Source organism: Lysinibacillus phoenicis (genome assembly GCF_047238325.1).
Taxonomy (GTDB): domain Bacteria; phylum Bacillota; class Bacilli; order Bacillales_A; family Planococcaceae; genus Lysinibacillus; species Lysinibacillus irui.
On the sequence record NZ_JBDFMP010000002.1, the window covers coordinates 942,759 to 969,585 of the forward strand.

General features: G+C 40.0%; 27 protein-coding genes. 5 read left to right on the plus strand and 22 right to left on the minus strand.

Annotated elements, in window-relative coordinates:
- Positions 1-54: 54 nt before the first annotated feature.
- The 9 genes from ABC382_RS06245 to ABC382_RS06285 form a co-directional block, all read right to left on the minus strand.
- Positions 55-951 carry an RCC1 domain-containing protein gene (locus tag ABC382_RS06245; protein ID WP_322611752.1) on the minus strand — a complete coding sequence of 299 codons (897 nt, stop codon included), beginning with the start codon at positions 949-951 and terminating at the stop codon, positions 55-57.
- Positions 952-1,029: 78 nt separating this feature from the next.
- Positions 1,030-2,760 carry a cation:proton antiporter gene (locus ABC382_RS06250; RefSeq protein ID WP_412926665.1) on the minus strand — a complete coding sequence of 577 codons (1,731 nt, stop codon included), beginning with the start codon at positions 2,758-2,760 and terminating at the stop codon, positions 1,030-1,032.
- A 449-nt stretch (positions 2,761-3,209) separates the two neighbouring features.
- On the minus strand, positions 3,210-3,431 hold the full coding sequence (locus ABC382_RS06255; RefSeq protein ID WP_322611754.1) for a hypothetical protein: 222 nt from the start codon (positions 3,429-3,431) through the stop codon (positions 3,210-3,212).
- 9 nt (positions 3,432-3,440) lie between these two features.
- Positions 3,441-4,514 (minus strand): LolA family protein, encoded by a 1,074-nt coding sequence (locus tag ABC382_RS06260; protein ID WP_322611755.1) that lies wholly within the window; start codon positions 4,512-4,514, stop codon positions 3,441-3,443.
- Entirely contained in the window at positions 4,511-5,959 is a 1,449-nt protein-coding gene (locus ABC382_RS06265; protein ID WP_322611756.1) for a HAMP domain-containing sensor histidine kinase, read from the minus strand. The genes ABC382_RS06260 and ABC382_RS06265 overlap by 4 nt, the downstream gene beginning before the upstream one ends.
- Entirely contained in the window at positions 5,956-6,654 is a 699-nt protein-coding gene (locus tag ABC382_RS06270; protein WP_322611757.1) for a response regulator transcription factor, read from the minus strand. Before ABC382_RS06270 ends, ABC382_RS06265 begins: the two co-directional genes overlap by 4 nt.
- 769 nt (positions 6,655-7,423) lie before the next feature.
- Positions 7,424-7,579, minus strand: a complete 156-nt coding sequence (locus tag ABC382_RS06275) for a hypothetical protein (RefSeq protein ID WP_322606207.1) — start codon at positions 7,577-7,579, stop codon at positions 7,424-7,426.
- Positions 7,580-7,978: 399 nt separating this feature from the next.
- Positions 7,979-8,995 carry an inorganic phosphate transporter gene (locus tag ABC382_RS06280; protein WP_274796734.1) on the minus strand — a complete coding sequence of 339 codons (1,017 nt, stop codon included), beginning with the start codon at positions 8,993-8,995 and terminating at the stop codon, positions 7,979-7,981.
- A gap of 15 nt (positions 8,996-9,010) precedes the next feature.
- Entirely contained in the window at positions 9,011-9,634 is a 624-nt protein-coding gene (locus ABC382_RS06285) for a DUF47 domain-containing protein (RefSeq protein ID WP_274796733.1), read from the minus strand.
- A gap of 532 nt (positions 9,635-10,166) precedes the next feature.
- On the opposite strand from ABC382_RS06285, the gene nhaC reads away from it, so the two are divergent.
- The 3 genes from nhaC (at position 10,167) to ABC382_RS06300 (ending at position 12,836) form a co-directional block, all read left to right on the plus strand.
- On the plus strand, positions 10,167-11,546 hold the full coding sequence (gene nhaC / locus ABC382_RS06290) for a Na+/H+ antiporter NhaC (RefSeq protein WP_322611759.1): 1,380 nt from the start codon (positions 10,167-10,169) through the stop codon (positions 11,544-11,546).
- Positions 11,547-11,851: 305 nt separating this feature from the next.
- Positions 11,852-12,274 carry a hypothetical protein gene (locus ABC382_RS06295; RefSeq protein ID WP_274796730.1) on the plus strand — a complete coding sequence of 141 codons (423 nt, stop codon included), beginning with the start codon at positions 11,852-11,854 and terminating at the stop codon, positions 12,272-12,274.
- A gap of 34 nt (positions 12,275-12,308) precedes the next feature.
- The gene (locus tag ABC382_RS06300; RefSeq protein ID WP_322611760.1) at positions 12,309-12,836 is read left to right on the plus strand and encodes a GNAT family N-acetyltransferase; all 528 of its coding nucleotides are present in this window, start codon (positions 12,309-12,311) and stop codon (positions 12,834-12,836) included.
- A 70-nt stretch (positions 12,837-12,906) separates the two neighbouring features.
- Here ABC382_RS06300 and ABC382_RS06305 read toward each other — a convergent pair whose 3' ends face one another.
- On the minus strand, positions 12,907-13,641 hold the full coding sequence (locus ABC382_RS06305) for an urease accessory protein UreH domain-containing protein (RefSeq protein WP_274796728.1): 735 nt from the start codon (positions 13,639-13,641) through the stop codon (positions 12,907-12,909).
- A gap of 229 nt (positions 13,642-13,870) precedes the next feature.
- On the opposite strand from ABC382_RS06305, the gene ABC382_RS06310 reads away from it, so the two are divergent.
- Both ABC382_RS06310 and ABC382_RS06315 read left to right on the plus strand, forming a co-directional pair.
- Entirely contained in the window at positions 13,871-14,638 is a 768-nt protein-coding gene (locus tag ABC382_RS06310; protein ID WP_322611761.1) for a sporulation protein, read from the plus strand.
- A gap of 63 nt (positions 14,639-14,701) precedes the next feature.
- Entirely contained in the window at positions 14,702-15,379 is a 678-nt protein-coding gene (locus ABC382_RS06315) for an HAD family hydrolase (RefSeq protein ID WP_322611762.1), read from the plus strand.
- Between the two features lie 51 nt (positions 15,380-15,430).
- Here the strand turns inward: ABC382_RS06315 and ptsP are convergent, their stop codons facing one another.
- The 12 genes from ptsP to ABC382_RS06375 form a co-directional block, all read right to left on the minus strand.
- The gene (ptsP, locus tag ABC382_RS06320; protein ID WP_322611763.1) at positions 15,431-17,143 is read right to left on the minus strand and encodes a phosphoenolpyruvate--protein phosphotransferase; all 1,713 of its coding nucleotides are present in this window, start codon (positions 17,141-17,143) and stop codon (positions 15,431-15,433) included.
- Positions 17,140-17,406 carry an HPr family phosphocarrier protein gene (locus ABC382_RS06325; RefSeq protein ID WP_274796723.1) on the minus strand — a complete coding sequence of 89 codons (267 nt, stop codon included), beginning with the start codon at positions 17,404-17,406 and terminating at the stop codon, positions 17,140-17,142. Before ABC382_RS06325 ends, ptsP begins: the two co-directional genes overlap by 4 nt.
- Positions 17,403-18,107, minus strand: coding sequence for a glucosamine-6-phosphate deaminase (locus ABC382_RS06330; RefSeq protein ID WP_274796722.1), 705 nt, complete (start codon positions 18,105-18,107; stop codon positions 17,403-17,405). Before ABC382_RS06330 ends, ABC382_RS06325 begins: the two co-directional genes overlap by 4 nt.
- Positions 18,108-18,127: 20 nt before the next feature.
- Positions 18,128-18,838 carry an SIS domain-containing protein gene (locus tag ABC382_RS06335; RefSeq protein ID WP_274796720.1) on the minus strand — a complete coding sequence of 237 codons (711 nt, stop codon included), beginning with the start codon at positions 18,836-18,838 and terminating at the stop codon, positions 18,128-18,130.
- A 59-nt stretch (positions 18,839-18,897) separates the two neighbouring features.
- Positions 18,898-20,064, minus strand: a complete 1,167-nt coding sequence (nagA, locus tag ABC382_RS06340; protein WP_412926666.1) for an N-acetylglucosamine-6-phosphate deacetylase — start codon at positions 20,062-20,064, stop codon at positions 18,898-18,900.
- 98 nt (positions 20,065-20,162) lie between these two features.
- Positions 20,163-22,109: an N-acetylglucosamine-specific PTS transporter subunit IIBC gene (gene nagE / locus ABC382_RS06345; RefSeq protein ID WP_322611765.1), complete on the minus strand. Its 1,947-nt coding sequence runs from the start codon at positions 22,107-22,109 to the stop codon at positions 20,163-20,165.
- A gap of 176 nt (positions 22,110-22,285) precedes the next feature.
- Positions 22,286-23,227: an ABC transporter permease gene (locus tag ABC382_RS06350; RefSeq protein ID WP_322611766.1), complete on the minus strand. Its 942-nt coding sequence runs from the start codon at positions 23,225-23,227 to the stop codon at positions 22,286-22,288.
- Positions 23,205-24,125 carry an ABC transporter ATP-binding protein gene (locus ABC382_RS06355; protein WP_322611767.1) on the minus strand — a complete coding sequence of 307 codons (921 nt, stop codon included), beginning with the start codon at positions 24,123-24,125 and terminating at the stop codon, positions 23,205-23,207. The genes ABC382_RS06350 and ABC382_RS06355 overlap by 23 nt, the downstream gene beginning before the upstream one ends.
- A 70-nt stretch (positions 24,126-24,195) precedes the next feature.
- Positions 24,196-24,897, minus strand: coding sequence for an ABC transporter ATP-binding protein (locus ABC382_RS06360; RefSeq protein WP_322611768.1), 702 nt, complete (start codon positions 24,895-24,897; stop codon positions 24,196-24,198).
- A gap of 10 nt (positions 24,898-24,907) precedes the next feature.
- Positions 24,908-25,264: a GntR family transcriptional regulator gene (locus tag ABC382_RS06365; RefSeq protein ID WP_274796714.1), complete on the minus strand. Its 357-nt coding sequence runs from the start codon at positions 25,262-25,264 to the stop codon at positions 24,908-24,910.
- Positions 25,261-26,037, minus strand: a complete 777-nt coding sequence (locus ABC382_RS06370; RefSeq protein WP_322611769.1) for a hypothetical protein — start codon at positions 26,035-26,037, stop codon at positions 25,261-25,263. Before ABC382_RS06370 ends, ABC382_RS06365 begins: the two co-directional genes overlap by 4 nt.
- A 391-nt stretch (positions 26,038-26,428) precedes the next feature.
- Positions 26,429-26,653 carry a hypothetical protein gene (locus ABC382_RS06375; RefSeq protein ID WP_312507041.1) on the minus strand — a complete coding sequence of 75 codons (225 nt, stop codon included), beginning with the start codon at positions 26,651-26,653 and terminating at the stop codon, positions 26,429-26,431.
- Positions 26,654-26,827: the final 174 nt, after the last annotated feature.

A 26,827-nucleotide genomic window follows, 5' to 3' on the forward strand; every position in this document is an offset into this window, starting at 1 on the left:
AAAAAAGGGAGTTTGGGAATCCAAGCTCCTTTTTGAAAATCTAGTGTCCAATATCTAATCGCCATGTACTTGTATGCCCTGCCAGCCACTTACATCGCATTGGCCATACTCATTATCCCCTACTGCAACCACTGTGCCATCTGCTCGAAGTCCAACAGTATGTGCGCAGCCCGCCGCAACTGCCACAATATCATGCCAGTCATTTACATTACATTGACCATGTTTATTCAAACCAACAGCTATTACCGTGCCATCAGCTTGAAGTCCAATGGTATGGTAACTACCCGCTGCTACCGACACCATCCCTTGCCAGCCCATTACATCGCATTGCTTATGTTTATTCGACCCCACGGCTGATACAGTGCCGTCTGAATGAAGACCAATTGTATGAAGATAGCCTGCAGCAACCGACACCATATTGCGCCAATCATGGACGTTACATTGGTGGTAGCGATTATTCCCTGCAGCGGTTACCGAGCCGTCCGATTGAAGACCAATAGTGTGCCAGTCACCTGCAGCGATTGCTACAATGTTACGCCAGTCGTTTACTTGGCACTCTCCTTCATGATTTCGGCCCACTGCGAGCACCATACCATTCGATAGAAGGCCAATGGTATGACACCAGCCGGCTGCAACCGACACCATATTGCTCCAATCGTTTACATGACATTGATTATGCTTATTCCAACCAACAGCTTCCACCGTACCGTTTGAGTGAAGACCAATTGTATGCGTATTTCCTGTATTCCTCGCCATATGAACATTACCAGCCGCCACCGCTACTATATCACGCCAACCGCTTACATGACATTGCCCATATTTATTATCTCCTGTAGCCACCACAGTTCCATCAGCTTGAAGCCCAACGGAATGTCGCCGACCCGCTGCTATCGTCTGCCGAGGCCATCTGTTCATCTTTAACATGGCTTTGTTCGGTGTAATATAATTCATGTTTTACCTCCTTGAGTAGCAATAACTTCAACTTAAAAAGCGTTAATCCTTTTTTGATTAACGCTCTCCAACATATAGTTAGCCAATTAAACTAATAATGGTATGTGGTTCATTTTTTATATCGTCATATTTATTGACCATATCTAACACGATATCTCCATCTGAGGTCATGGCATAGATCATGACGGCATTTGGGTTTTGTTCTAGATAATCTTTCACTGTAAATACTTCAGTAATTTTCGTTTGCCGTAGTTGCGCACCTTGTTCGATAAGCGCATTTAATTGATGAATATCGTGCTCTGCATCGACTAATAACTGTCCCCCGTATTTTCGAGAATAATTTTTAGGGTCAGTAGAATGTAGGGCTGTCTGATAAATATTGAGACGCCCGAGCTCTGGCACAAAGTCAGCACAAACAAGAACATTATAGGCATCCTGCTTTGTAGCGACAATTAGCTGATCATAAGGGGTTAGGTCGACATAGAACTCGGTATGCTCGCTTAAAATATCACCCGTTTCCGTCTTCAAGCCATTGTGGCGAGCAGCAGATAAATCTTCCCATGAGCGATCCATCACTAATACATCAATTCCATTACTTTGAAGTGATGTCGCTAATTGAGTTGTGAATGGTGATGCGCCTACAATGACGATACCTTTACCAGTGGAAGCCTGTAAATGAAGCTTTTTGGCAAGCCAGCCAATACTAAAACCATGGGCAACTACTGTCGCAAAAACAAGTGCTAATGTCAGCGCTGTTAATAACTGTGCACTTTGAAACCCTACATCCTGCAGTGCCGTTGTAAAGTAACCCGATACAGTTAACGCAACAATGCCTCGCGGTGCAATCCACCCGATTAATGCCCGTTCTTCCAACGTTAAGCCTGTATTTATCGTCGCAATCCAAATCGATAACGGTCGAACGATAAACATCATTGCCAGCACGAATAATAGCATACGCCAATCAACAATCTGCCATAAAGTTTCAACTGTAAGGGAGGCGGTTAGCATTATAAAAACACTGGAAATTAAAATTACCGAAATATTTTCTTTAAAATGAAGCAGTTCATGATGACTTGTTAAATGCATATTTGCCATGACTAGCCCCATAACCGTCACCGCTAGCAAGCCCGTTTCATGCATAATGGCATCACTTAAGGCAAAAACGAGTAAAATCGTTGCGAGCAGCAAAGGGGATTTTAAAAATTCAGGAATCAATCCTCGCTCCAAGCATTGACCCATTAAATAGCCTACAATTCCTCCTAAAAGGGCAGCTAAAAATGATGAAATAAAGAAGACAGGAAGAGATGTCCCACCTTCTAACTGATACAAACCTAAAACCACTTGATACGCAAAAAGCGCTAATAAGGCTCCAAAGGGATCGACAACAATTCCTTCCCATTTTAAGATCGCCGCTGGTCGCTCCTTCAATTTTGCCTGTCTTAATAAAGGTAAAATGACGGTTGGGCCTGTTACAATAAACAAGCCACCAATCACAAAGGCGACTGGCCATGATAGACCTGCTACATAATGAGCAGCAGTCGAGCCTGCTAGCCAAGCGATGGCTGCCCCTACGGTGGAAATGCGTAAACTTCCTTCAAATAAAATAACGGCAACTGCCAAAGAAATAATTGTATGAAAAATAGGGCCAAATGTCTCTTTTGGAGATACTAGGCCTGTAAAAGGACCAATCATCAGTCCAGCTATACTCATAATTACAATGGCTGGCATGCGAAAACGCCAAGCTAACCATTGCGAAAATAAACCAATAAAAATGATAAAAGGTAACTGGAATAATAATTGATCAAACATATGTATCACCTACGTTTGCTTAGGATAAATGTATATTCCCCATTTTTAGCATGACTAAACCCGTTACCCTTCATTATGTACAAATTGCTTGTAAATTATCACCTTATCGCCTCATCATCATCAACATCAACATCAACATCAACATCAACATCAACATCAACATCATTACATTATAAAGAGCTGGGACAACCAAAGCGAGTCCTAAAGACAGCACCGCTGCCCACTTTGTTTTCTTAATCGCCCTATCATCATCCATTTTTAAATGATGTAAATAAGTTAATGTAAAGTAAAAGCAAAGGACCAATAACAATGGGGACAAACAATTGTAGGGCGAAGCTATGGAAAAAAGTAGCCATTTTAAAATCTCCTTTAAAAATCCTTTTTATAGTAATAGATACCTACCATAAAAAAAGCAGGACCCTCCTTAAGAGATCCTGCCTCTAAATTATTTAGATAAATCGTTTTAATAGTGATTCATATAGCCCCACCATTACTAGTCCAATCAAGATTGGAATTAGGGAAGTAAAACTAAAATAAAAACCGACATCATTATATTGGCCAGTCAAGTGAAATTGGAGCCAAGACACTTCATATGTTTCTCCTACCCCATAGAAGAAAATAGTGGTAAATAAAAACAATGCTAGACATTTTAATCCGTGTGCTTTTTTCATAGCATCACCTCATTGTACAACTATCATTTTTTGTGCATAGCTTACAAGATCCTCAGCCGTTAACTCTGGATTTTGCCCAACAATACTATATTGGTAGCCGTTTTCTTGCCAAGCAATCGAACGGAAATGTTGATCATCCATAACGGTTCCTTTTTGTCCTCGAATATCCATCTCTTTTTCATTTAGGATGGGACCAATATCTGCCATACTAGCATCAGCTTTAAATACCGTGACAAAAAATGCGAGCTCTCCATCTAATCCATAATCAAAAGAATATTCTGATCGATCTTCTATCCCTTTAACAACTGAAATTTTATCTAACGTAAGACCATTTTCTTCTGGAACCATTAAAAACGTTTCTAGCTGCTGCTTGGCGTCTTCCAATGAAATGGATTCAGAAGGATCTTCTCCGCTAATTTCTTGAATCGTTACATCCTTTGGTAGATCTAGTGTAAATTGTTGATCTTCGATTTTTTCAGCAAAATTGATCTTTGAATATTCGGTAAGCATTTTATTTCCTGCATTATCTGACTTCATTTTTAACGTCAACCAAGTTTTTTTGTCAATCCATGCTTCCATATCCCCAAATAATGATTCCGTTTTCTTCGTTTTCGCTACAATTTTATACGTATCTCTACCAGCAACCTTCTCTTCTCCTGCTATCTTAATATCATGCGTATCTTTAACCATATTAAAAATAAGCTGTACCTGATCTTTCGGTGATTGTAGGCCGTCAAGTTCATCCTGCGAATAAGCCATTGTATAAGCTGTATGTTCAGTAACATCATAGCTAATCACTTCATCATCCTTTGTGACCGTAATCACATGCTCACCATTGTCACCTGTCATCTCTATCCGTCTATTTCGATCCTTTACCCATTCCTTCACATAAGCTTTGCCACCTAGCTCTCCCATATCTAACGTATATTCGCCATAATACGTAAGTGGCTCCTTCGATTCGTGAAGGGCCTGCTCTATTATTTCCTGTGGTGTATACGATGCTTCCGTATTACATCCTACTAAACTAAATGTCATTACAGCAATTAAGCCTGCTGCTCGGCATGATTGTTTCCACTTCATCATGTATTTACTCCTTTATAAGGTGGTAGCCAGCAAATAACTGCTGTTCCAACGCTCTCCCTTGAAAGTAGCTCGACAGTTCCACCATGTTTTTCAATAATTTGTTTCGTAATATTTAAGCCAAGCCCTGTTCCTCGTTCTCCAGCCTTTGATCTTGCACGATCAGCTTGATACATGGGCTCAAATAATTTTGCAATGTCCTGTTGTGGTATGCCTAATCCAACATTTTGCACGATGATATACATACCTTCTTGCTCGGTTAAAGCAGACTTCAAGAAATCAAAACCCCATTGCGGATTGTTCCCAGCATTGACTGCTGCTAAGCCGATTGTTGTCCCCTTTTCCCCATAACGCCATGCGTTGCTCAATAAATTATCAATGACACGCTGAAGTTGTTTAGGATGCACAGCATAGAGCCCATCCACAGCACAGAAGACTTCTAATGTAAATCCTTCTTCCACACATAACGGTTCATAATCAGATAAGGCCATGTCAAAAAATTCTTCCCCATCTACAGCTATCAGCTCTAATTCGTAGTCCGTAGATTGAAGTAATGTAAACATCAATAAATCCTCTAGCATATGCTTCATTCGATCTGCCTTCGTGACGATGACCTGCTGATATTCCACCTGTTGCTGTTCAGATAAGCCTTTGTTTTGTAAAGATTCCGCATAGGCTTGAATGGCTGTAAGGGGCGTTTTCAAATCATGGGAAATGCTTGCAATCATCATTTCTTTTTGCTGTTGCTCCACTTTTAACGAAGCCCGAGTTTGTTCTATTTCATCCTGCATTGCCTCAAACGTTTGGGCGAGTGCCCCAATCTCATCTTTTCTGACACTGAGAGTTGATTTACCATGTTGACCTTTCGCAAAATTACGCATTTGCTGCATCAGTTCACGTAATGGCCGATTTAGTTTCCGATGTAGCAACAAGATGACAGTTAAATAAATGATAAGAAACAGCAGAATCGTGCTTGTCATAACAAGCCAAGAACGCTTCTCTACACCCTTTACCCAATCTGTTCGTATTAATTGAATTTCATAGATGCCCAACAAATCACCTTTTTGATAAACAGGCTCCTTATAGGTAAAAGCGTTGTAGGATTGCTGTAAATCATATAAGCCTTTCAACATACGCTCTTTCCCTACATAGCCCGTTAGTAAAGGGTTGGAGGAATATAAAACATAGCCAGATTTTGTATAGAGGGTAATCGCCAGCTGCTCATTGGTAAGATCCTCTACCTCCTCAAAATTGGCATTTTTTCGATAAAGTACTGGATTGTCAACGACATCTTTTACCTGATTCAGCTCAGTCCACTTGTCAAAGAACTCCGCCACATTTTTATCTTGATAATAAGCATTAATCCACACATAAAGGCTATAAGCACCTGCTATGGGTAAGACCATTACAATAAAAAACATGATCAGTAACCACGCTTTTATTTTCATAATGGTTCACCAATAAAGCGGTAGCCCTTCCCCCACACGGTTTGAATGAAATTTGGATTTTTCACTGAATCCTTGAGCTTTTCTCGCAGTGCCTTTATATGTACGGTGACAGTATGGGTGTCCTCTAAAGTCGCCTGCTGCCAAATATGCTGATACAGTTCCTCTTTCGTGAAAGTTTGACTCGGATTTTTTGCTAGCAGCCTGACAAGAGCAAATTCTTTTTGAGTTAACGCAATTTCTTGCTGATTAACCCTGACAATTTCCCGTTGCCAATCTATTGTTAAGCCATTCGCATAGGCAGTTTGCTCCTCTAACGGCTCTTGCTTATGATAGCGTCGCCAGCGCCTAAGATGGGAGGCAACCCGTGCCTTTAACTCCTCTAAACTAAATGGCTTTGCAATATAATCATCTGCCCCCTGCAAGCCCTCCACCTTATCCTCATCTTCCTTACGCGCACTCATCATAAGAATGGGCACATCACTCTCCCAGCGAATATTTTGACAAACCGTCAGACCATCCATTTCTGGCAACATCCAATCCACCAACACTAAATCAAAAGGTTGCGCTTGAAAATCTGCTAATCCCTCAAGGCCTGTAGTAGCCCATGTCACACAATAGCCCTCATGCTCCAACGTATCCTTCACAATGTGACCAATAGCTGCATCATCCTCTATCAGTAATAACTTTTCCTTCATCATTCTCCTCCTGCATTAACCTTACTACGGAAAAATCATTTTTCTCCGAACTTTACACTTTCTTTATAATTACCTTAGAGCCTATCCGCACTTTACACAAGGGGGCAGAGACTACCGATTTCGTCGAAGCTGTTTTTCTTTCTGCGCGGGCTTTCCGCTAGTTTTGTGGGGCTATCCACTAGTTTTGTGGGGCTATCCTTCACTTTGCTGGTTCTATCCGCTACTTTGTCCGGGCTATCCGCCACTTTTGCCGTTCTATCCGCTACTTTGTCCGGGCTATCCTCCATTTTGCCGGTTCTATCCGCTACTTGTCCGGCTTTTCTTCACTTTGCTGGTTTTATCCGCTACTTTGCCATCGCTATCCTTCACTTTTGCCGGTTATATCCACTACTTTGTGCGGGCTATCCGCCACTTTTGCCGTTCTATCCGCTACTTCGCATCGCTATCCTTCACTTTTGCCGTTCTATCCATTACTTTGTCCGGGCTATCCGCCACTTTTGCCGTTCTATCCGCTACTTTATCCGTTCTATCCTCCATTTGCCGGTTCTATCCGCTACTTTGCCCTCGCTATCCTTCACTTTTGCTGTTCTATCCACTACTTTGAGCGGGCTATCCTCCATTTGCCGGTTCTATCCGCTACTTTGCCCTCGCTATCCTTCACTTTTGCTGTTCTATCCACTACTTTGTCCGAGCTATCCTCCATTTTGCCGGTTCTATCCGCTACTTGTCCGGCTTTTCTTCACTTTGCTTATCCGCTACTTTGCCCTCTCTATCCTTCACTTTTGCCGGTTCTATCCGCTACTTTGCCCTCTCTATCCTTCACTTTTGCCGTTCTATCCGCTACTTTATCCGGGCTATCCTTCACTTTTGCCGTACTATCCGCTACTTTGCCCTCGTTATCCGCAACTTTTTCAGTTTTATCCACTACTTTGCCCTCGCTATCCGCCACTTTTGCCGGTTCTATCCGCTACTTTGTCCGGGCTACCCGCCACTTTTGCTGTGCTATCCACTACTTTATCCGGGCTTTCCTTCACTTTTGCCGGTTCTATCCGCTACTTGTCCGGCTTTCCTTCATTTTGCCAATTCTATCCGCTACTTTGACCAAGCTATCCTTCACTTTGCCGGTTCTATCCGCTACTTTCCCTCGCTATCCTTCACTTTTGCCGGTTCTATCCACTACTTTGCCATCGCTATCCTTCACTTTTGCCGTGCTATCCGCCACTTTTGCCGTTCTATCCGCTACTTTGCCCTCGCTATCCTCATTTTGCCGCTCCTAGCACCAAACAAAAAAGGAATGCACAGTGATTGTGCATTCCTTAGCGAACTAGAAAAATAGACTTAAAATATAGTAAATTAACGCGGCCATGACAGCTGATATTGGCATGGTGATGACCCATGTTGTGACGATTTTACGTGCCATTCCCCATTTAACGCCTTTGACACGGTGTGCGGTACCTACACCCATGATAGAAGAAGAAATAACATGTGTTGTAGAAACTGGTAAGTGAATTAATGTCGCACCGAAGATGATCGAAGCAGAAGCTAAGTCAGCCGCTACCCCATTCACTGGGCGAATTTTCATAATCTTACCACCAACGGTTTTGATGATTTTATAACCACCTACAGATGTACCAAGACCCATTGCTGTGGCCGCTGCAAAACGTACCCAGAATGGAATATCATCTCCTTGGTGTAGACCACCCGCAATTAAAGCGAGTGTGATAATCCCCATGGCTTTTTGCGCATCGTTTGTTCCGTGTGTGAATGATTGTAAGGCTGCCGTCCCGATTTGCATTGTTCGGAAGCCTTTATTCGTACGGTATAAATTCATATCCTTAAAGATGACCTTCAATATTGTCATCATCAGGAAACCAGCTGCAAAAGCTAGTAGTGGTGAAAAAATTAATGCTTGGATAATTTTAATAAACCCAGCATAGTTCAAAATATCAAATCCGGCTGCCGCAATGGCTGCACCTGCAACAGAACCAATTAACGTATGAGAAGAACTTGATGGAATCCCAAAATACCATGTAAGTAAATTCCATGTTATGGCTGATAATAAGGCCGCTAAAATAACGACCGACCCCGTAATATCGCCATCATAAGCATTTAAGGTAAATGGGTCTACAATATCTTTTGTTAACGCTTTTGCTACCCCAACGAATGTAATCGCTCCGACGAAGTTCATTACCGCAGCCATGTATACGGCTGTACGTGGCTTTAATGCACGTGTTGATACAGAAGTGGCAATGGCATTTGCTGTATCATGGAAGCCGTTAATAAAGTCGAATACAAGCGCGAATATAACGACTAGTATGGTGATTAATAAGATCGTATCCATTTCGTACACTCCATCTTACGCATTACGCATAATTATTGTTTCAATTGTGTTTGCTACTGTTTGGCAGCTATCCGCAATATCCTCAAATTGCTCGTAAATATCTTTGAAGACAATTAAGCGCATTGGATCTTTTTCCTGGATAAATAACTGCTTCATCGAAGAACGGAAAATTTCATCACATTCACGCTCATTATCCTTAATTTGAATAGCATGTTTACGCATTTCTACAAGCTTTTTACTATTTAAAAGTTCCATGGCTTGTACCATTTCATCTGTACTCTTGGCAATATATGAAAGGAATTGGCGCATAGGCTCTGTTACTTCTGTTAAGTTATACATATTGAAATGAGCAATACAGCCTTCCATTCCATCAATGACATCATCAAGTTTATTCGCTAATGCTAAAATATCCTCACGCTCGATTGGCGTCATAAAAGATTTATTTAGCATCACAATGAGTTCATGAATTAATTTATCTCCACTTGTTTCATACTGCTTCATTGTATCTGCAATTTCTTTTAAAGAATCTATATCATCTTGAATGCGGGCATTGTGTGCATAATAAATACCTTCATTCACATTTTTTGCGATTTTTAATAAAGACTGAAAAAATGGATCTTGCTTATTTGAGTTGAACATCCTGTTCCTCCTGTTAAGTAAAAATTAATTTGTGGATTTCTGAATCATCATAACAAAACATTTACACAATTCTACAAAATTTTAAACACAAAGATATTGATTTTACAAAAATGTAATATAAAATTTGCCACATTTATTTTTAAGCTGTTTTTCAAGTTGAAAACGCTGGAAATCTGTTAATAAAAATCAGTGTTTTTTCTTTAAATATGACCATTTTTTCTTTTGTTTTTACAAAAACACTTGAAATGAACTTTTTTCTGCTTTTTTGTTTATGATGTGAAATGTTAAGGAATTGTAAACGAAATTTACATGAAAATGATGGAATTTCATTGTTATTTTTTGTCTTTTATCGAGAGTATTATTCGCTCTTATGCTTGTTATGCTCGACGTTCTAACTGCTTATACACAATCGCTGCAAATATCGAGATGATAAGACCTCCAAATTTCTGTCAATTGACAAAAATTATTAGCGTGCTATAATACTTTTGGGCTTCACCGCATTGAAGCGTAAAAGTTTATTAGGAGGATTCACATGTTTCGAATAGAAGCTAAGAGTAACCCTCGATTTATTGAGGCAGGCTTTATTATACTTATCATTATAGCCACAATGGCTTTTAGTATCGGCTATTTAAAAGCAACACCCCACATTCCCATTTTTCTAGTCATTTCACTTTTACTAGCCTATGGACTACTGAAAAAAGTACCCTTTCGTGATCTTGAAGGCGGTATGATTGCAGGTGCTAGTGCTGGACTTGGCGCTGTATTTATCTTTTTCTTTATTGGCATCTTGATTTCGAGCTGGATTATGGGAGGAACGATTCCTACCCTTATCTATTATGGTTTTTTAACCGTTTCACCTAACTTTTTCTTTGCTATTGTCTTTTTAATTTGTAGCATTGTCGGTGTGTCTGTCGGTAGCTCCTTAACAACAGTAGCCACTGTCGGTGTAGCCTTTATGGGCATTGCAGGTGCTATGGACATCTCGTTAACTATCACAGCTGGAGCAATTGTTTCTGGTGCCTTCTTTGGTGATAAAATGTCACCTTTATCAGATACAACTAATCTTGCCTCTGGTACGGTTGGAGTAGATTTATTTGAGCATATTAAAAATATGGGTTGGACTACGATTCCTGCTTTCCTGATTTCCTTTGTGCTGTACGCTATTTTATCACCAACAGGAGCAGCTACTTCGTTTGATACAGTGGAGCAATTTAAAGAAGGATTACTCTCTACAGGACTTATTCATTGGTATACATTATTACCTATTGCCGTACTCGTTATTATGACTTTTTATAAAGCACCAGCTATCATTACACTGGCAGTCGTGTCTATTCTGGGAGTAGGACTTGCCTATATTCATGACCCATTGCCAGCTGCAGATGTCTTCAAGATGCTTTTTGATGGCTATGTCTCTCAAACTGGTAATAAAGAAATAGATGCTCTGCTAACTCGTGGTGGAATGAATAGTATGCTATTTACCATTGCTCTTGTTTTACTTGCCTTAACAATGGGTGGCTTACTATTTACACTAGGCATTATTCAAAGCATCTTAACGAAAGTTGAAAGCTTGTTTAAAAGTGCTGGCTCTGTTATTACAGGTGCAGCGATTACGGGCATCGGTGTCAATACATTGATCGGTGAGCAGTACCTATCCATTTTATTAACGGGTGAGGCATTTAAAGCACAATTTGCGAAGGTCGGCTTGGCCCCAAAAAATCTTTCTCGCGTGATGGAGGATGCAGGTACGGTAGTCAATCCTCTTGTCCCTTGGAGTGTTTGTGGTATTTTCATAGCAAGTGTTCTTGATATATCTACGTTAGCTTATCTTCCCTTTACCTTCTTCTGTCTACTAGGGCCTATTCTAACCGTCATTTTTGGTTGGAGTGGCAAAACGTTAACAAAGCTTGATTAATAACAAAAGGTAGCTGATTCAAACATCAGCTACCTTTTTTCCTCATTATTGCATCGCTTATTGAAAAACTTACAGTACGATCACATTACATATTGTTAGCAGCTCTACTATCGATACATCTCCTTGGTATAACTAAAATGTGGATAATTATAACTTACTTTTAATAAAAGCAAACATCATCTACCTTTTTGTTATTAGATAATTCATAATATTGGAATTTATGTTATTATATATATAACCACTCTCAGGAACGGAATCTTTTATTAGAACCATAAAATAAAGACAATTCTACGGGAGGTATTTTCATGCCAGCTACAGATACATTACTCAAAGAGTTTGAACACTTTTTCCAACACTATCAAGATGTTTGGAATGGCTGTAATGCCGAAGAAATGAATGCCTTTTTGTCAAAGGAAATCGCCATACGCTGGGCAGGACCAGAAGCCAATATTTCGGATTGGGGCTACGAGGAGGCAAAAATGGGCTGGGAACAAGCGTATCAACAATATGAAGGTCGTCAACCAAAATGGCATTTTAAAGTACTGCATATCACCCCTGCAACTGAAAATGAAGTGATTGCAACGTTTTGGGTCACGTTTGAAATCGAAGGAAAACTACTTGATGTTGTCAAATTATTTATTCAACGATTCCGCAAAGAGCAAAATGACTGGACTTTAATCAGAGAGTATTGTGAGCATCTCCATGCTGACAGCTTTATCTCAAACTAAACAATATTTTACTTAAATAGAAAAAGGGGATTATATGAATATTATACTAGAAAAATTAGAACACGCTGATCTTGAGCGTTTATATGAATTTGAGCTTAAAAATAGGACATATTTCGAAAAAATGGTACCTAGTCGTGGACATGATTATTATGAGTATAAAATTTTTAAAGAGAAAAATGAGCTATTAATAGACGAACAAGCCCAAGACATATCTTATTTTTATTTAATAAAAAATGACAATGGACAAATTGTTGGAAGAATAAATTTAGTTGATATTGATAAAAGTCAACAGCTTGGCCATGTTGGTTATAGAGTTGGCGAAGAGCATATAGGTAAAGGATTGGCGAATAAGGCGTTAAAGTTATTATTGGCAATGGTAAGCAATTTAGGAATCAAACATATTGCAGCGAAAACAACGACGAATAATATTGCCTCTCAAAAAATATTAGAGAAAAATGGATTTAAATACATTGGCACGAGTGATGATGAATTTGACATGAATGGACAAAGCCAAAAATTTGTTTACTATAAATGGAGCGATTCAGAGGCAAATGTTGAATGATTAGCTATTCTTTTTCTATTTATTTTGATAAAAACCACTTATCAATCTGCTTGGTAAGTGGTTTTGGATTTTACATCCCCCAATAGGTGATCGTATCTGTCATACCAATGAATACTAACAATATTCCTGCCACTATTTGTATTCCCCTCCCTAGCTTTATGCTTGTCCGCATTATAAGACGCTTTGCATCAAATAGATAAATAAAGACGAGTAGCAAAATGAGTGGTATAGAAGTTGCCACCCCAAATACACTGGGTAAAATTAAGCCATAGGGGGTGCTTGCAACAATTGGCATTAACCACCCAAAAAATAGCACAAACATGGTTGGACAAAAGGCAATGGCAAAACTAGCGCCCATGAGGAATGAGCCCAATTTCCCTGCTTTTACAACTGGCGGTAATAGAGAGGATAGGCGATATAAAAACTTTAATTTGAATAGACCTATTAGCACGAGGCCTGTTATCAGCATGATTGGTCCAATAGCTTGACGAAAGATGGGAAAGTATTGAGTCATCTTTGTTTCAAAGGATTGACCAAAAAGCCAAGCGAAGAGTCCAAGACCGCTAAATACAAGCACTTTCCCAAGCATAAAGAGCACAATCTCCTGCCAGTTACTTTTCAGTTGCAATGTTCGATTGCCATAATACGTTATTGCACTCATATTACCCGTTAACTGACACGGAGCAAGTGCACCAAGAAGGCCCAGAAGAACGGTCATAGCAAATGCAGAATGCTCATAGCCATTTAAAAATTGTGAAATAGGATCGCTTATAAACTGACTGACAGCTGACATCATACGATACATACAAACACACCTTCTATCTAGTACTACTTTTACCATTATAAAATGAAAATGTGAATAAATGGTGCAGCCATGAACAAAAAAACCTAAAGTTCTCCGTCTTTGACTGCTACTTTCCATTCCTTTCCCTCTTTCGCTTTTCAAATAGTATAGCGAAAAATTGGCTAGTCTTGAAACCTTTTTTCCATCTGTGCGTATGTATAGCTAAACATGTCAGTAGGAGGAATGAAAGATGTCTTTTTTTCATAAAGCATTAGCAAGTATTGGAATCGGTTCAGCAACAGTGGATACTCGATTAGAAAAGGATACTTATCGCGCTGGTGAGGTCATGCAAGGCGAAATTATCGTGCGTGGTGGTCAAATTGAGCAGCAAGTCGATACGATCTATCTATCAGTTAATACAACTTATATTCGAGAGTCGAATGACCATAAACATACAGAGGTTGCCACACTGCAAAAATTGAAAGTGTCAGAGCCGTTCTTACTAAGTGCTGGTGAGGAAAAGATCTTTCCAATTTCGCTCACACTGCCATTTGAAACACCCATTACTGCAGGTAAAACACAGGTCTGGATTCAAACAGGTCTTGATATAAAGAACGCTGTCGATCCAAGTGATAAGGATTATATTCGAGTGGAGCCAACAATGCTGGCAGACCACATCCTAGATGCTATTCGTGGGTTAGGTTTTCGTTTACGTGAAGCGGAATGCCAACAAGCCCCTTCCCGCTTCCGAGGCTATTACCCATTTGTGCAGGAGTTTGAATTTGTGCCAACAGGTCCATTTAGAGGACATTTAGATGAGCTTGAAATCGTCTTCCTTTCGCAATCCAACCACTCAGCAGAAATTTACATGCAAATTGATCGTAAAGTAAGAGGCATTGGTAGCTTCTTTGCGGAGGCATTAGATATGGATGAAAGCTATGTTCGAACAACCATTACTATGCATGACGTACCTGCACTCCAGGCGAAGCTTCAGCAAATCATCTCCAAACATATCTAGATCCTAGAAAAAATAGTTGAGGAAATCTTCAACTATTTTTTTATATAAAAAGGAGTGTAGGTCATGGGAATAAAAGCAGCATTATTTGATTTAGATGGAACGTTATTAAATAGAGATGCCTCCGTAAAAAAATTCATAGCGAAGCAATATGACCGCCTAGGCGAATTAGTAAAACATATTCCAAAAGAGCGCTATATGTCTCGTTTTATCCAATTAGATCAGCGGGGATATGTATGGAAGGATACAGTCTATCAGCAACTTGTTGCTGAATTTAATATAGACACACTATCATGGGAAGAACTTCTTCAAGATTACATTAATAATTTCAACAATCACTGTGTTCCTTTTCCTCATCTTCTTCATATGTTAGAAAAATTGAAAAGCGATCATATCGCCTTGGGCATCATTACCAATGGCTATGGGCAATTCCAAATGGATAATATGAAAGCGTTAGGAATAGACAAGTATGTTGATGTCATATTAGTATCCGAGTGGGAAGGGATTAAAAAACCAAACCCCGAGATATTTAATAGAGCATTAGAAAAGCTACATGTGCTCCCAAATGAATGTATTTTTATTGGAGATCATCCTGAAAATGATGTGAAAGGTGCACAGCGTGTTGGAATGAAAGGCATTTGGAAAAGGGATTCTCAATGGGATCATGTTAAAGCCGATGCCATCATCGATGACTTGTTAGAGGTATCTTTAATCATCAACAGTTTAAATAAATCGTTGAAGTAAAGCCAAAAACCATCTACCACAATTATTTCGGTAGATGGTTTTTAAGATCATTTATTTCACAGCTTGCTTAACTTTCTCGATAACCTCTTCGGCTGTCGCTAGCTGTAAAGCCTCTGCCGCTAAAGCTTGCATCTCTGAAACAGATAATTGCTTTAGCAAGGAGCGTGTTTTTAAAATGGAGGTTGCACTCATTGAGAATTCATCTAAGCCTAAGCCGAGTAACAATGGAACAGCAAGCTCATCGCCTGCCATTTCACCACACATCCCTACCCATTTTTGCTCTTTATGTGCTGCCTCAATGACCATTTGAATCAAGCGTAAAATGGCTGGATTATATGGTTGATATAAATACGCAACTTTTTCATTCATGCGATCTGCCGCCATCGTATATTGAATTAAATCATTGGTGCCGATGGAGAAGAAGTCCACTTCTTTCGCAAAGATATCGGCCATCACGGCTGTCGCTGGAATTTCCACCATCATCCCAATTTCAATGTCCGAGCTGACCGCAATTCCTGATGATACAAGCTTTTCTTGTTCTTCTAATAAAATCGCTTTGGCATCACGGAACTCTCGAATAGTTGCAATCATCGGAAACATGATTTTTAAGCTGCCATATACAGATGCACGAAGTAATGCACGCAATTGTGTACGGAATAGCTCTTGTTGATCTAAACAAAGTCGAATGGCACGATGACCTAGGAATGGATTCATTTCTTCTTGTAAAGGTAAGTACGGTAAATGTTTATCTCCACCGATATCCAGTGTTCGAATAACAACTGGTCTACCGTTCATTCCTTCAATGACCGTTTTATAAGCGCTAAATTGTTCTTCCTCTGATGGCAGGTTTTCTCGGCCCATATATAAAAACTCTGTACGATATAGGCCAATTCCTTCTGCCCCATGGCGTAACACACTATCTAAATCACTCGGCGATCCGATGTTGGCTGCCAGTTCTACATGTACACCGTCTTTGGACAGCGTTTGCTCGTTCACTAATGTTGACCACTCCGCTTGCTGCGTACGATAGTTTTGTGCCTTTTCTTCGTATTCAGCCATAACATCTGCCGTTGGGTTGACAATCACTTGACCTGATAAACCATCCACAATTAATAGATCACCATCTTGAATCGTTGATGTTGCTGTCCCTGCCCCTACTACTGCCGGAATTTCTAATGAACGTGCCATGATTGCAGAATGAGAAGTACGGCCACCAATATCTGTAATAAAGCCAAGGACAAAGTTTCGGTCCAATTGGGCAGTCTCTGAAGGTGTCAAATCATTGGCGACAATAATAACCTGTTCATTAATATGACTTGGATTTGGAATATGTACACCGAGTAAATGCGCTAAAATACGGTTTGTCACATCTTTAATATCTGATGCACGCGCACTCATGTATTCGTCATCCATACTTTCAAATAATGTTACAAACATCGTTGAAACGTCATGTAACGCGTATTCTGCGTTTACCGCTTCATCTGCCATTTTTTGTTTGATTGGCCCAATTAATTCTGGATCTTTCAGCACTAATAAATGGGCTTCAAAAATGGCCGCTTCTTCTGCACTAAATTTTTCTACTGTTTGCTGTTGAATCGCCACTAATTCTTGCTCTGCTTTGGCAAGAGCGGCTGCTAAACGTTGCTGCTCTGCCTCGATATCCTGAACAGTTGTTTTCGTGAAGGTTAAATCTGGTTGGACAAAACGATATGCTTTCGCAATGGCAATGCCGTCTGAAGCGGCAATACCAGAGAGTTGTGTCATTGTGCAAGCCCCATTTCTGTCATGAGTGTCGCTAATGCTGCAAATGCTTGCTCTTCATCTTCCCCCTCTACAACAAGTGTAAATTGTGAACCTTGTTTTAGGGCTAACCCCATAACACCTAAAATGGATTTTAAATTAGCTGCTTTTTCTTCTGTACGTACTTCAATTGAAGAAGCAAACGGTGTAGCTTTTGCTACAAGCTGACTTGCCGGACGTGCATGAATTCCTAAAGGATCGACTACTGTAAATTGTTGTGTTTTCATAATTTATTCTCCTCTTCTTGTAAGTCTGTTAAAATGATAACATTTGGATGTTTGGACAAAGCACTTGCTGGTACATCCTCTGTATAATCTAATGCCAGCACACGCTGTAAAACGTCTCGCTTAGTTTCTCCCACTGCAATTAACAAAATGCACTTTGCTCGCATAATGGACTGAATCCCCATTGTGTATGCATGTGTGGGCACCTCATCAATCGATGAAAAGAAGCGTGCATTGGCTTGGCGAGTAGATTCCTCCAGTGTCACTAAATGTGTCAAGGAATCAAAGGGTGTACCTGGCTCATTGAAGCCGATATGACCATTTTGACCAATACCAAGCAATTGGAAATCTAAGGAATGCTGTTGCAACAATGCTTCATAGCGTGCTGCTTCCTCTAAAGGATCGGCTGCTAAACCATTCGGTAAATAGGATGCTTGAAATGGTTTTTGGTGAAATAAATGCTTGTTCATGTAATAGGCATAGCTTTGCTCGTGCGTTGCCTCAAGTCCAACATATTCATCCAAATTAAAGCTCGTGCAATCTGAAAAATCAATATCCGTTTTACAGATTTTAGCATACAACGGTTCCATTGTTCCACCAGTAGCTAACCCGAACGTTGTCGCTCCATTTTGTTTCGCTTCCACGATTGTCGCTACTGCCTGAGCGTATAACTCATCAACTGAGGAAAACCTTTTTATTATCACCAAATATCCTCCTTTTTGCCTTAGAAATGAATGCGTTGACCATATTGATCAATGAGCGCATCGTTATTGTTTTTCCCAATATTGCTGCTACCAAACACGGGTAGATTTGCACCCTGTTCATGCAAAAGCTCAATAATTTCAGCAAATAAAGCATTTAATAAAGTTGCACCTAAGATCGTTGATACAGGTGCATACTGCAACTGATCCACTGTTAAAACACCATCTCCTAATGGAACATGTGTATTTAAAATTTCATCTACAATGTGCTCTAAACGCTTGCCTGAAGGATGGCGTGATGGCTGCTGTTGATATTCCAGCGATTGCAATGATATGGTCAAAGCGCCCGCTTCCTTGGCATAGATGGCCATATCAATGGGCGCTGGATTATTAGCGGATGTTGAAATGATAATACAAACATCTTGGTCATCAAACTGGAGCTGATCCTTATAGGAGGCTAAAAAAGCCTGCTTTTTTTCATTTTGCGAGGATTGCCGTGCACCCTGATGCAGCATTAACGATTCAATGTGTATCGGTTTGACAGGCACTAGGCCACCTGCTCTGTAGTAACATTCCTGCGCTAATAACATGGAATGCCCAGAGCCAAACAGCTGGATAATACCTCCCTGTGTGAGACGTTTAACAATTTGCTTGGCTACATGCATGACTTGCTCACTTTCCTGTTGAGCGACCATTGTTAAATATCGATTAACTTGTTGAAAATAGGTATTCATGATCTATCACCTTTTCATTTCCATCGTTTCATGCTGGATGTTTGTATGTCAAAGAGACATTAGCTACCTTCGCTATCTTTCATCACATCAAATAAAATGTGGCCACCCTTAATTGTTTGCTGAAGATTTAAATGCGCATCTATAATGACTGCATCTGCATCATAGCCTTGCACAAGCTGTCCCTTCGTGCTTAATTTCAATTGTTGAGCAGCATTAAAGCTCGACATTTTCACAAGCTCCTCAAGCGTACAATTTGTAACGAGGTGCATGTTTCGTACAGCTTGATCCATTTTTAAAATACTACCTGCTAAGGAACCGTTTGCTAGATGGGCTCCTGCCTCAGTCACATGAACGGTTTGACCACCTAAGTCATATTCACCAAATGGCATACCCTTCGCACGCATGGCATCAGTAATTAAAATAATGCCATCTGCGCCTTTCACGCGGTAGGCCATTTCCACTGCACCCTTGTGCATATGAATAAAATCAACAATCATCTCGGCCTTTATGCCTTCTAGCAATAAAACACCGCCAACAACACCTGGGTCTCGGTGGTGGAATGGACGCATTTGATTGTATAGATGTGTCCCCTGTGTTGCACCCAATTGCGCCGCTTCTTGCATTTGCTCAAAGGTTGCATCCGAGTGACCAATCGATACAATCACACCACTAGCAGCAATACTCTGCACAGCTGACATACCATTAGGCTCTTCGGGTGCCAACGTAATTTGCTTAATTTTATTACCACTTAGTTCCTGCCATTTGGTGAATACATTTAGATCTGGCTGCACAATAAAATCAAGAGGTTGAGCACCAGCACGCTGTTTCGAAACAAATGGTCCTTCAATATGAATGCCCAACACTTCCGCTTCATCGGGCTGTGGCTGGAACTGTGCGATATTGGCAATAGCACGCTCAATATTGTCATAGCTTTGTGTCATCGTTGTAGCTAAAAAGCTGGTCGTACCTTCTTTTAAAAGCGATTGCGCCATAGTGTGGAGTCCTTCATCAGATGCATCCATTGCATCCATTCGAGCAGAGCCATGGATATGCATATCAATAAATCCTGGCAATAAAAATTTCCCTGAACCATCTAACCGATCCCCACCACTGACTTCAATGTGCTGGGCGATTTGAGCGATTTTGCCATCCTTCATCCACACATCCATTTGCTCATCTCGACCATTTGCGTTAACCACTGTGATGTTACGAATTAATAAACTCAAGAATAGCATCTCCTTCTTGAACAAGGGCTGTTGAAAAGGCGTCCATTCACAATTTTCACATTGCTTATGTGTACCTTAGCAAACAGCCCCATTTATTGTTACTTTTTCATTGCAATAATATTTGTTGAGCCTGCTCGCTGGTAGCCCGATTTTCCAAGTGTAATCTCTTGCCCCATTAAACTTGTGAAAACAACTGGTGTAATCACGGAAGGTACTTGATCTTTAATGTGAGCGATGTCTGCTTTTAACAGTGCCTCTCCTCGTTTAATTGTTTGACCATCTGTTACAAACAGTTCAAAGCCTTCACCATTCAGCTTGACTGTATCTAATCCAACATGGATTAATACTTCAACGCCTGTATCTGATTTCAAACCAATGGCGTGTTTTGTTGGGAAGATCATGACCACTTGACCATCAAATGGTGCATAAACTGTCCCGTCAGTTGGACGAATCCCAAAGCCAGGTCCCATCAAGCCTGCAGAAAATGCCTCATCTGGTACTTCTGATAATGGTAGCAAATCACCTGTCATCGGCATCTCAAAATCATGGAATGTCGTTGTTTCATTATGTGCTGTTTCTTCCACTACAGGCTGTGCTGTTGGCAGTTTTGCATTTTTAGGTGCTGGGTTGCCTCTTTTCAGACGTTCTTTCATGGCCTCAGCTAAAAACTCAACAGATGTACCAATGATTACTTGAACATTCGTTTTACTGATACGCATAACACCTCGTGCACCAGTCTGCTTTAATGTTTTTTCATCCACCATATTGGCATCCTGCACAGACATACGTAAGCGTGTCGTACAGTAGTCAATTTGTTTAATATTTTCTTCTCCACCTAAGGCTTCAATTGTATAGTATGCACGTACATCGACATCGTCGGAAATAGAAGCATCGACTTCCACTTCCTCTTCATCATCGTCTTCACGTCCAGGTGTTTTTAAGTCTAATTTTTTGATTAAGAAATAGAATACAACAAAGTAAATGGCACCAAAGCCTAAGCCTAAAGGAATTAATAGTAATGGTTTATCTGCCAGACCAAGGTTCAGCAAGTAATCAATTAAACCTGCTGAGAATCCAAAACCGTCACGGAAACCAACGATATAGGCAACCGCAAGAGAAATACCTGTTAATACAGCATGAATACCATAAAGAACTGGTGATAAAAACATAAATGAAAATTCAATCGGCTCTGTCACACCTGTTAAAAAGGCTGTTAAAGCGATAGAAACGAACATCCCACCTACTATAGGACGTTTTTCCTTTTTCGCTGTAAAGTACATCGCAAGACAGGCTGCTGGTAAACCAAACATCATGATTGGGAAGAAGCCAGCTTGGAAATGTCCAGCTGATGTATCCCCTGCTAAGAAGCGGTTGATATCCCCTTTCACTATTTCGCCTGCAGCATTGGTAAATTCACCGAAGTCAAACCAAATAATTGTATTGATAACGTGGTGTAGACCAACTGGAATTAAAAGTCGGTTAAAGAACCCGTACATCCCAACACCAAGTGATCCAGCGCCAATCATCCAATTGCCGACCGCATCAATACCACCTTGAATAGGTCCCCAAACGATTGCTAAAATACTACCTAAAATCGCCATCGTTATCGATGTGATAATCGGTACAAAGCGCCGTCCGCCAAAGAATGATAACCATTCTGGAAATTTCACATTATAATATTTGTTATATAATAAGCCTGCCGTAATACCGGCAATAATTCCACCAAACACACCCATATTTAAATCTTCATTAACTGTTCCTAAAACGGCTATTAACACAAGATGAGCAATCGCCCCTGCGAGAGCTGCGCCCCCACTGCTATCATGAGCTAATCCCATGGCAATACCGATAGCAAAAATAATAGGTAAATTGCCAAGTATAGCATTCCCCGAAGCAGCCATAATACTAGCAATGTACTGGATCGCTTCATTCGGTACTGCCCCAAGCATATCCCCTGACCCTAAACGTAATAATAGGGCCGCTGCTGGTAAAGTAGCGATTGGAAACATGAGTGACTTACCGATTTTTTGTAAGAAAGCAAACATTCATTATCCCCCTTTGGTATAGTTGTCTAGACCACTTTAGTAAAAAAAAAGCGTTTTCACTAAGTTGCTATTATTATAGGCGCAATTCGAAAAAAAATAAATACTTTTTTAATATTTCGTGTTGTGCAAAAAAAAACCGCACCCCAATGAGAATTAGGGCACAGTTCTTATTTAACTTATGCAGTGACATCACGCTTCATAAAGGATGTATAACTAATAATAAGGAAAATGACTGCATAAATAGCAAGTACGGTTAAAGAGAATGGCATCGTCACATCAGCAATCATCGAGCCACCACCATTTTCATACTGTGTTAAGTCTGAATGTGTTAGCCAAATGTATTTGACAATGTCGTAGCGGCTTAAGAACATCACAATCATGCCACCTGTGAAGGAAAGGAACATCGTTAAACCAATCGCTAATGAACTTGAACGGAACACAGAGCCTACTAAAAAGGCAAACAATGTAGACATCACAAAATCTCCACCAGACAGTAGATAATGATACGCTAAATCACTCCATACGGCCTTCTCGGCTACTTGCCCATTGACGATTTCTAATTCGACACCTGTTCCTATGCCGAACAATACGAAGCCAACAATGGCACTTACCACTACGTTGACTACAAATAATAAAAAACCAAATAGGAAGGTCGTCAGTAATTTAGACGTTAGCACCTTTGCACGAGACATCGGTCGTGTTAACAGCATTTTAATGGTACCTGTTGAAAATTCGCTCGATACAATACTTGCGGCTGTAATGACTGTAAATAAAGTGACAAGTATAATCATATTGCTTGTAAAGGACATAAAGCTGGCAAGGCTACTATCCGTTTGGCTCGGTGCATCATGGGCTAAGCGATATTCTGAAAGAGCAATCTGCTCCTCAAAATATACCTTATCTTCCGCCGTTAATTCCTCATTGGCAAGCATCTCTTTATTTGATTGAATGGCCTGCTGCTCCATATTCTGCCATGAGCCTTCATCTGTCGATTTTACTTCATAATATTTAGTGATCCCTGCTGGAACGAGAATGACAAGAATTAGCATCGCAACCATTGCCCATGTTCCTTTTTTATGCCATAATTTCATCCACTCATTTTGAATTAGCTTCAGCAATTTGTCCGCCTCCAGTCATTTCTAAGAATTGATCCTCTAATGTTTTTTGATGTGGCTGTATTGCAAATAGTTGAATACCTTCTTGCACTAGTTGTGTAATTAAGGCTGGAACATTTTCCTTCGTCATTTCCACTACATAGCCACCATTTTCAGCTGCGAATTGGTAATCATGCTCTTTAAGATAAGCAGATACCTGCTCTTTTGGCTGTGCCTCCACATAATAAAAGGATGAGCTTTCATTATGGATATCACGTAGATCAATGAGCTTACCATTTTGAATGACTGCTACGCGGTCACACATTAGCTCAATTTCAGATAATAAGTGACTAGATACAAATACAGAAACGCCCTCTTCTGAGGCAATCTTGCGAAGATACATGCGAAACTCTCGAATTCCAGCAGGATCTAAGCCATTCGTTGGTTCATCTAAGATTAAAAACTTTGGTCGATGCAATAGTGCCTGTGCTAAACCTAGTCGTTGACGCATACCAAGAGAATACGTGGATACCTTTTCATGTATACGATGTTCGAGCCCGACTTGTTGAACGACCTCTTGAATTCGTTCCTTCGTTACATTTTTATGCATACGTGCAAAATGTAGTAAATTTTTATAGCCTGACATAAATTTATACATTTCGGGGTTTTCGACAATAACGCCAACCTTACTAATCGCTTCCTCATAATGCTCCTGTAAGGAAAGCCCATCAATCAATACCTTGCCCTCTGTTGGCTTCATAAGGCCCGTCATCATTCGAATGGTTGTTGTTTTCCCCGCACCATTTGGTCCTAAAAACCCTGTAATTTGTCCTGGACATAAATCAATATTTAACTGCTGTATTAATTGCTTCCCACGAATGGTCTTCGATAAATTTTGCAATTGTACAATTGGTTCTGTCATATTTTTTCACCCTTTCTAATCCATTTCACCTGAGCATAAAAAGTGTCAATTTTCATCTTTAGCAGTAGCTTCATTTGTTGAAAGGTCGATAAAAGCCTTTCATCCACTCGACCGCATCCTTATTGGTCACATCACGTAATATTTCGACATCTTCATAAGCCGTGATAGACCCTGCTTGCAACAATATAATTTGATCTAAAATCGGCTCTACCTCATATAATTCATGTGTTGACAACAAGATGGTTTGATTCTCGATATCAGTAAATTGCAGTAAGCCTTTAATCAGTTGCTCTCGAACGATAGGGTCTAGCCCTGCAAAGGGTTCATCCATTACATAATAAGGAACCTCTCGCCCAAGCGTTGCAGCCATTTTCATCCGACCACGATTGCCCTTTGATAATTGGCGTAGCTTAGCCTGTTTATCAACCTGTAAAAATTCCGCTACTATACAGGCTTTGTCATAGGAAAAATCCTCGAACTGTGAGGCATAATGCTGAAATAGTTGTTCACCTGTAAAGTACTCAAAAAACAAATCCGTATCTGGTAAATAAGCAATTCGGTCCGCACTTCTACGCGTGACGGGCTCTGCATTGAGTGTCACTTCACCTGCAGAAGGTCGTAGTAAACCAGCTAATACTTTCATTAATGTGGATTTCCCACTACCATTTTCCCCCACAAGTCCGATGATTTGTCCAATAGGGAAGGAAAAGGTTATATCCTGTAAAATTGGCTTATTCTTATATTGAAAAGACACATTAGATAGCTGTAGCATACCCTTCACCTCACCCTTTATTTTTCAAAACAATGAGCATTTCTTCCTTAGAAAATCCTAATGCTTCTATCGACAGTAAAAAATGTTCAGCTAACTGATTCTTCATATCTTCCCGTAACAACTCAATACGTTTCTCATTCGTGGTAATAAATGTACCCTGTCCTCGTTTGGTTTCCGTAATATTCATTGCCTCTAACTCCTTATAAACACGTTGCACCGTATTGACATTGACCCCTGCTTCAACCGCGTATTCTCGAACAGAAGGAAGCCGATCCCCAAGCTCTAGCTTCCCTTTTAAAATATCTCCACAAATTCGATCGACAAGCTGGCTATAAATAGGTTTATCACGCGAAAAATCTATCGTCATCGTAAAACCACCTTTTCAAGCCATCTGGATGCCACTATAAAGAGCACTACCATCAACAAGGTAAAGGCTATTTCTTCTACGGCATACAATGAACCGAGCTTCCATTCCATTGTCGAAACTTTTAATTGTGGTAAAAAAGGTTCTATCTTACGTAAAGGAATAGCTCCATGCTGGAAAATCGTTTGGTACAATGAGCTTTCCGTTATATGAACCCAGGCAGTGGATGTTAAATAAAACGCAAGCATGGTCAACACGATGGAAAAACGGCCAATCACATGCTTCATTTGCAAATAAAAAGCTAAGAAGAATAAGAGAAGAATAAATAGCATTAATTGGAATAAAGTCAATACAATAACAATTAATACTAATACAAACAAAATTTGTCCAATATTTGCAATAAGCTCTTCTTTTATATTAAAGATGGCGATACTCACAAAGATCGTATTAAACAATGAATAGCCTATAAGCGAACAGACCATCTTTGCCCCGACTAACTTCGTGATGGAACTAGTGGAATGAAGCCAGCTCTCCCTAGCTTTAATATCCAACCGCACACTCGCTAAAAATTGCCATATAGAATAAAATCCACCAACGAATAGTACGATAAGCGTAAAAGCAAATGCGAGCTGATGCGCATGGGCAAAAATATCAACGAATTGATGTAATACATAGGGAACAATCCAAGTGAGCATGATGCCAGTAAAAACTGCCACTAGAAACCATGATCGATAAAGTACCCATTCTTTTTTCAAAAGTCCTGCAAAACTCTTCAACCTCAACACCTCATGTCATAGTGTACTAGTTAGATATTACACTATGACATTTTTCTTCGCAAGTGCCAACTACAAGAAAAAGGAAAATTAGATTAATTTGCAACGTTAGAAGTAGAAAAAGAGAAAATTTTAAAATTTGACCTTAACCAAAATCCACTGTCTCTATTACTGTTATTAAATGAAATGAGGACGATTCAAATGAAATTGTAGAAATGGAAGATGATCCATGCCACGAAAGAGGATTAATATCTGTATGAGGTCAAAGCAACGTGAAGCAAGGAAAACAATCTTTTATTTTTGATGTAGAGATAGAATAAAGGAATTTTAATCATTGGACTTAATAAACCCCAAAATGTCTAACTGTTGGGGCTCCTCGAAAAAAGTACTTCTCCTATTTTTGCCGTTTTTCTAAAAACCAAAAAACGACTGTCAACATGAATAAGATAAGAGGGGTTAAACCAGTATACTTCCAAGCATTAGTTGCTCCGATAAAATAACTTGTAGCGGGTATGGACGTAATGGTACTAACCATCATATACATCCATGAAAGCTTAACTACTGCTAAAACAAAGGCAAAAATCGCGATCACCAAGGATGCACTCCACAGTACTAGCATTCCTCCCCTCCTTTCATTATTTAATGACCTGTTTTCGTTCACTAGCTATGAGTTTAATATACAACATAAAGTTTAGCAGGATGCTACCTTCTATTGATTCCCTAGAGACATATACTCTTTCAACGTCATTTATCTATTTATTCTCAATCCAATGATTGGATATTTATGTTAATA

Coding starts and splice junctions, on each gene's coding strand:
- ABC382_RS06245 (WP_322611752.1), bottom strand. CDS start 951: ATGAATTATATTACACCGAACAAAGCCATGTTAAAGATGAACAGATGG.
- ABC382_RS06250 (WP_412926665.1), bottom strand. CDS start 2,760: ATGTTTGATCAATTATTATTCCAGTTACCTTTTATCATTTTTATTGGT.
- ABC382_RS06255 (WP_322611754.1), bottom strand. CDS start 3,431: ATGAAAAAAGCACACGGATTAAAATGTCTAGCATTGTTTTTATTTACC.
- ABC382_RS06260 (WP_322611755.1), bottom strand. CDS start 4,514: ATGATGAAGTGGAAACAATCATGCCGAGCAGCAGGCTTAATTGCTGTA.
- ABC382_RS06265 (WP_322611756.1), bottom strand. CDS start 5,959: ATGAAAATAAAAGCGTGGTTACTGATCATGTTTTTTATTGTAATGGTC.
- ABC382_RS06270 (WP_322611757.1), bottom strand. CDS start 6,654: ATGAAGGAAAAGTTATTACTGATAGAGGATGATGCAGCTATTGGTCAC.
- ABC382_RS06280 (WP_274796734.1), bottom strand. CDS start 8,995: ATGGATACGATCTTATTAATCACCATACTAGTCGTTATATTCGCGCTT.
- ABC382_RS06285 (WP_274796733.1), bottom strand. CDS start 9,634: ATGTTCAACTCAAATAAGCAAGATCCATTTTTTCAGTCTTTATTAAAA.
- nhaC (WP_322611759.1), top strand. CDS start 10,167: ATGTTTCGAATAGAAGCTAAGAGTAACCCTCGATTTATTGAGGCAGGC.
- ABC382_RS06295 (WP_274796730.1), top strand. CDS start 11,852: ATGCCAGCTACAGATACATTACTCAAAGAGTTTGAACACTTTTTCCAA.
- ABC382_RS06300 (WP_322611760.1), top strand. CDS start 12,309: ATGAATATTATACTAGAAAAATTAGAACACGCTGATCTTGAGCGTTTA.
- ABC382_RS06305 (WP_274796728.1), bottom strand. CDS start 13,641: ATGTATCGTATGATGTCAGCTGTCAGTCAGTTTATAAGCGATCCTATT.
- ABC382_RS06310 (WP_322611761.1), top strand. CDS start 13,871: ATGTCTTTTTTTCATAAAGCATTAGCAAGTATTGGAATCGGTTCAGCA.
- ABC382_RS06315 (WP_322611762.1), top strand. CDS start 14,702: ATGGGAATAAAAGCAGCATTATTTGATTTAGATGGAACGTTATTAAAT.
- ptsP (WP_322611763.1), bottom strand. CDS start 17,143: ATGACACAACTCTCTGGTATTGCCGCTTCAGACGGCATTGCCATTGCG.
- ABC382_RS06325 (WP_274796723.1), bottom strand. CDS start 17,406: ATGAAAACACAACAATTTACAGTAGTCGATCCTTTAGGAATTCATGCA.
- ABC382_RS06335 (WP_274796720.1), bottom strand. CDS start 18,838: ATGAATACCTATTTTCAACAAGTTAATCGATATTTAACAATGGTCGCT.
- nagE (WP_322611765.1), bottom strand. CDS start 22,109: ATGTTTGCTTTCTTACAAAAAATCGGTAAGTCACTCATGTTTCCAATC.
- ABC382_RS06355 (WP_322611767.1), bottom strand. CDS start 24,125: ATGACAGAACCAATTGTACAATTGCAAAATTTATCGAAGACCATTCGT.
- ABC382_RS06360 (WP_322611768.1), bottom strand. CDS start 24,897: ATGCTACAGCTATCTAATGTGTCTTTTCAATATAAGAATAAGCCAATT.
- ABC382_RS06365 (WP_274796714.1), bottom strand. CDS start 25,264: ATGACGATAGATTTTTCGCGTGATAAACCTATTTATAGCCAGCTTGTC.
- ABC382_RS06375 (WP_312507041.1), bottom strand. CDS start 26,653: ATGCTAGTACTGTGGAGTGCATCCTTGGTGATCGCGATTTTTGCCTTT.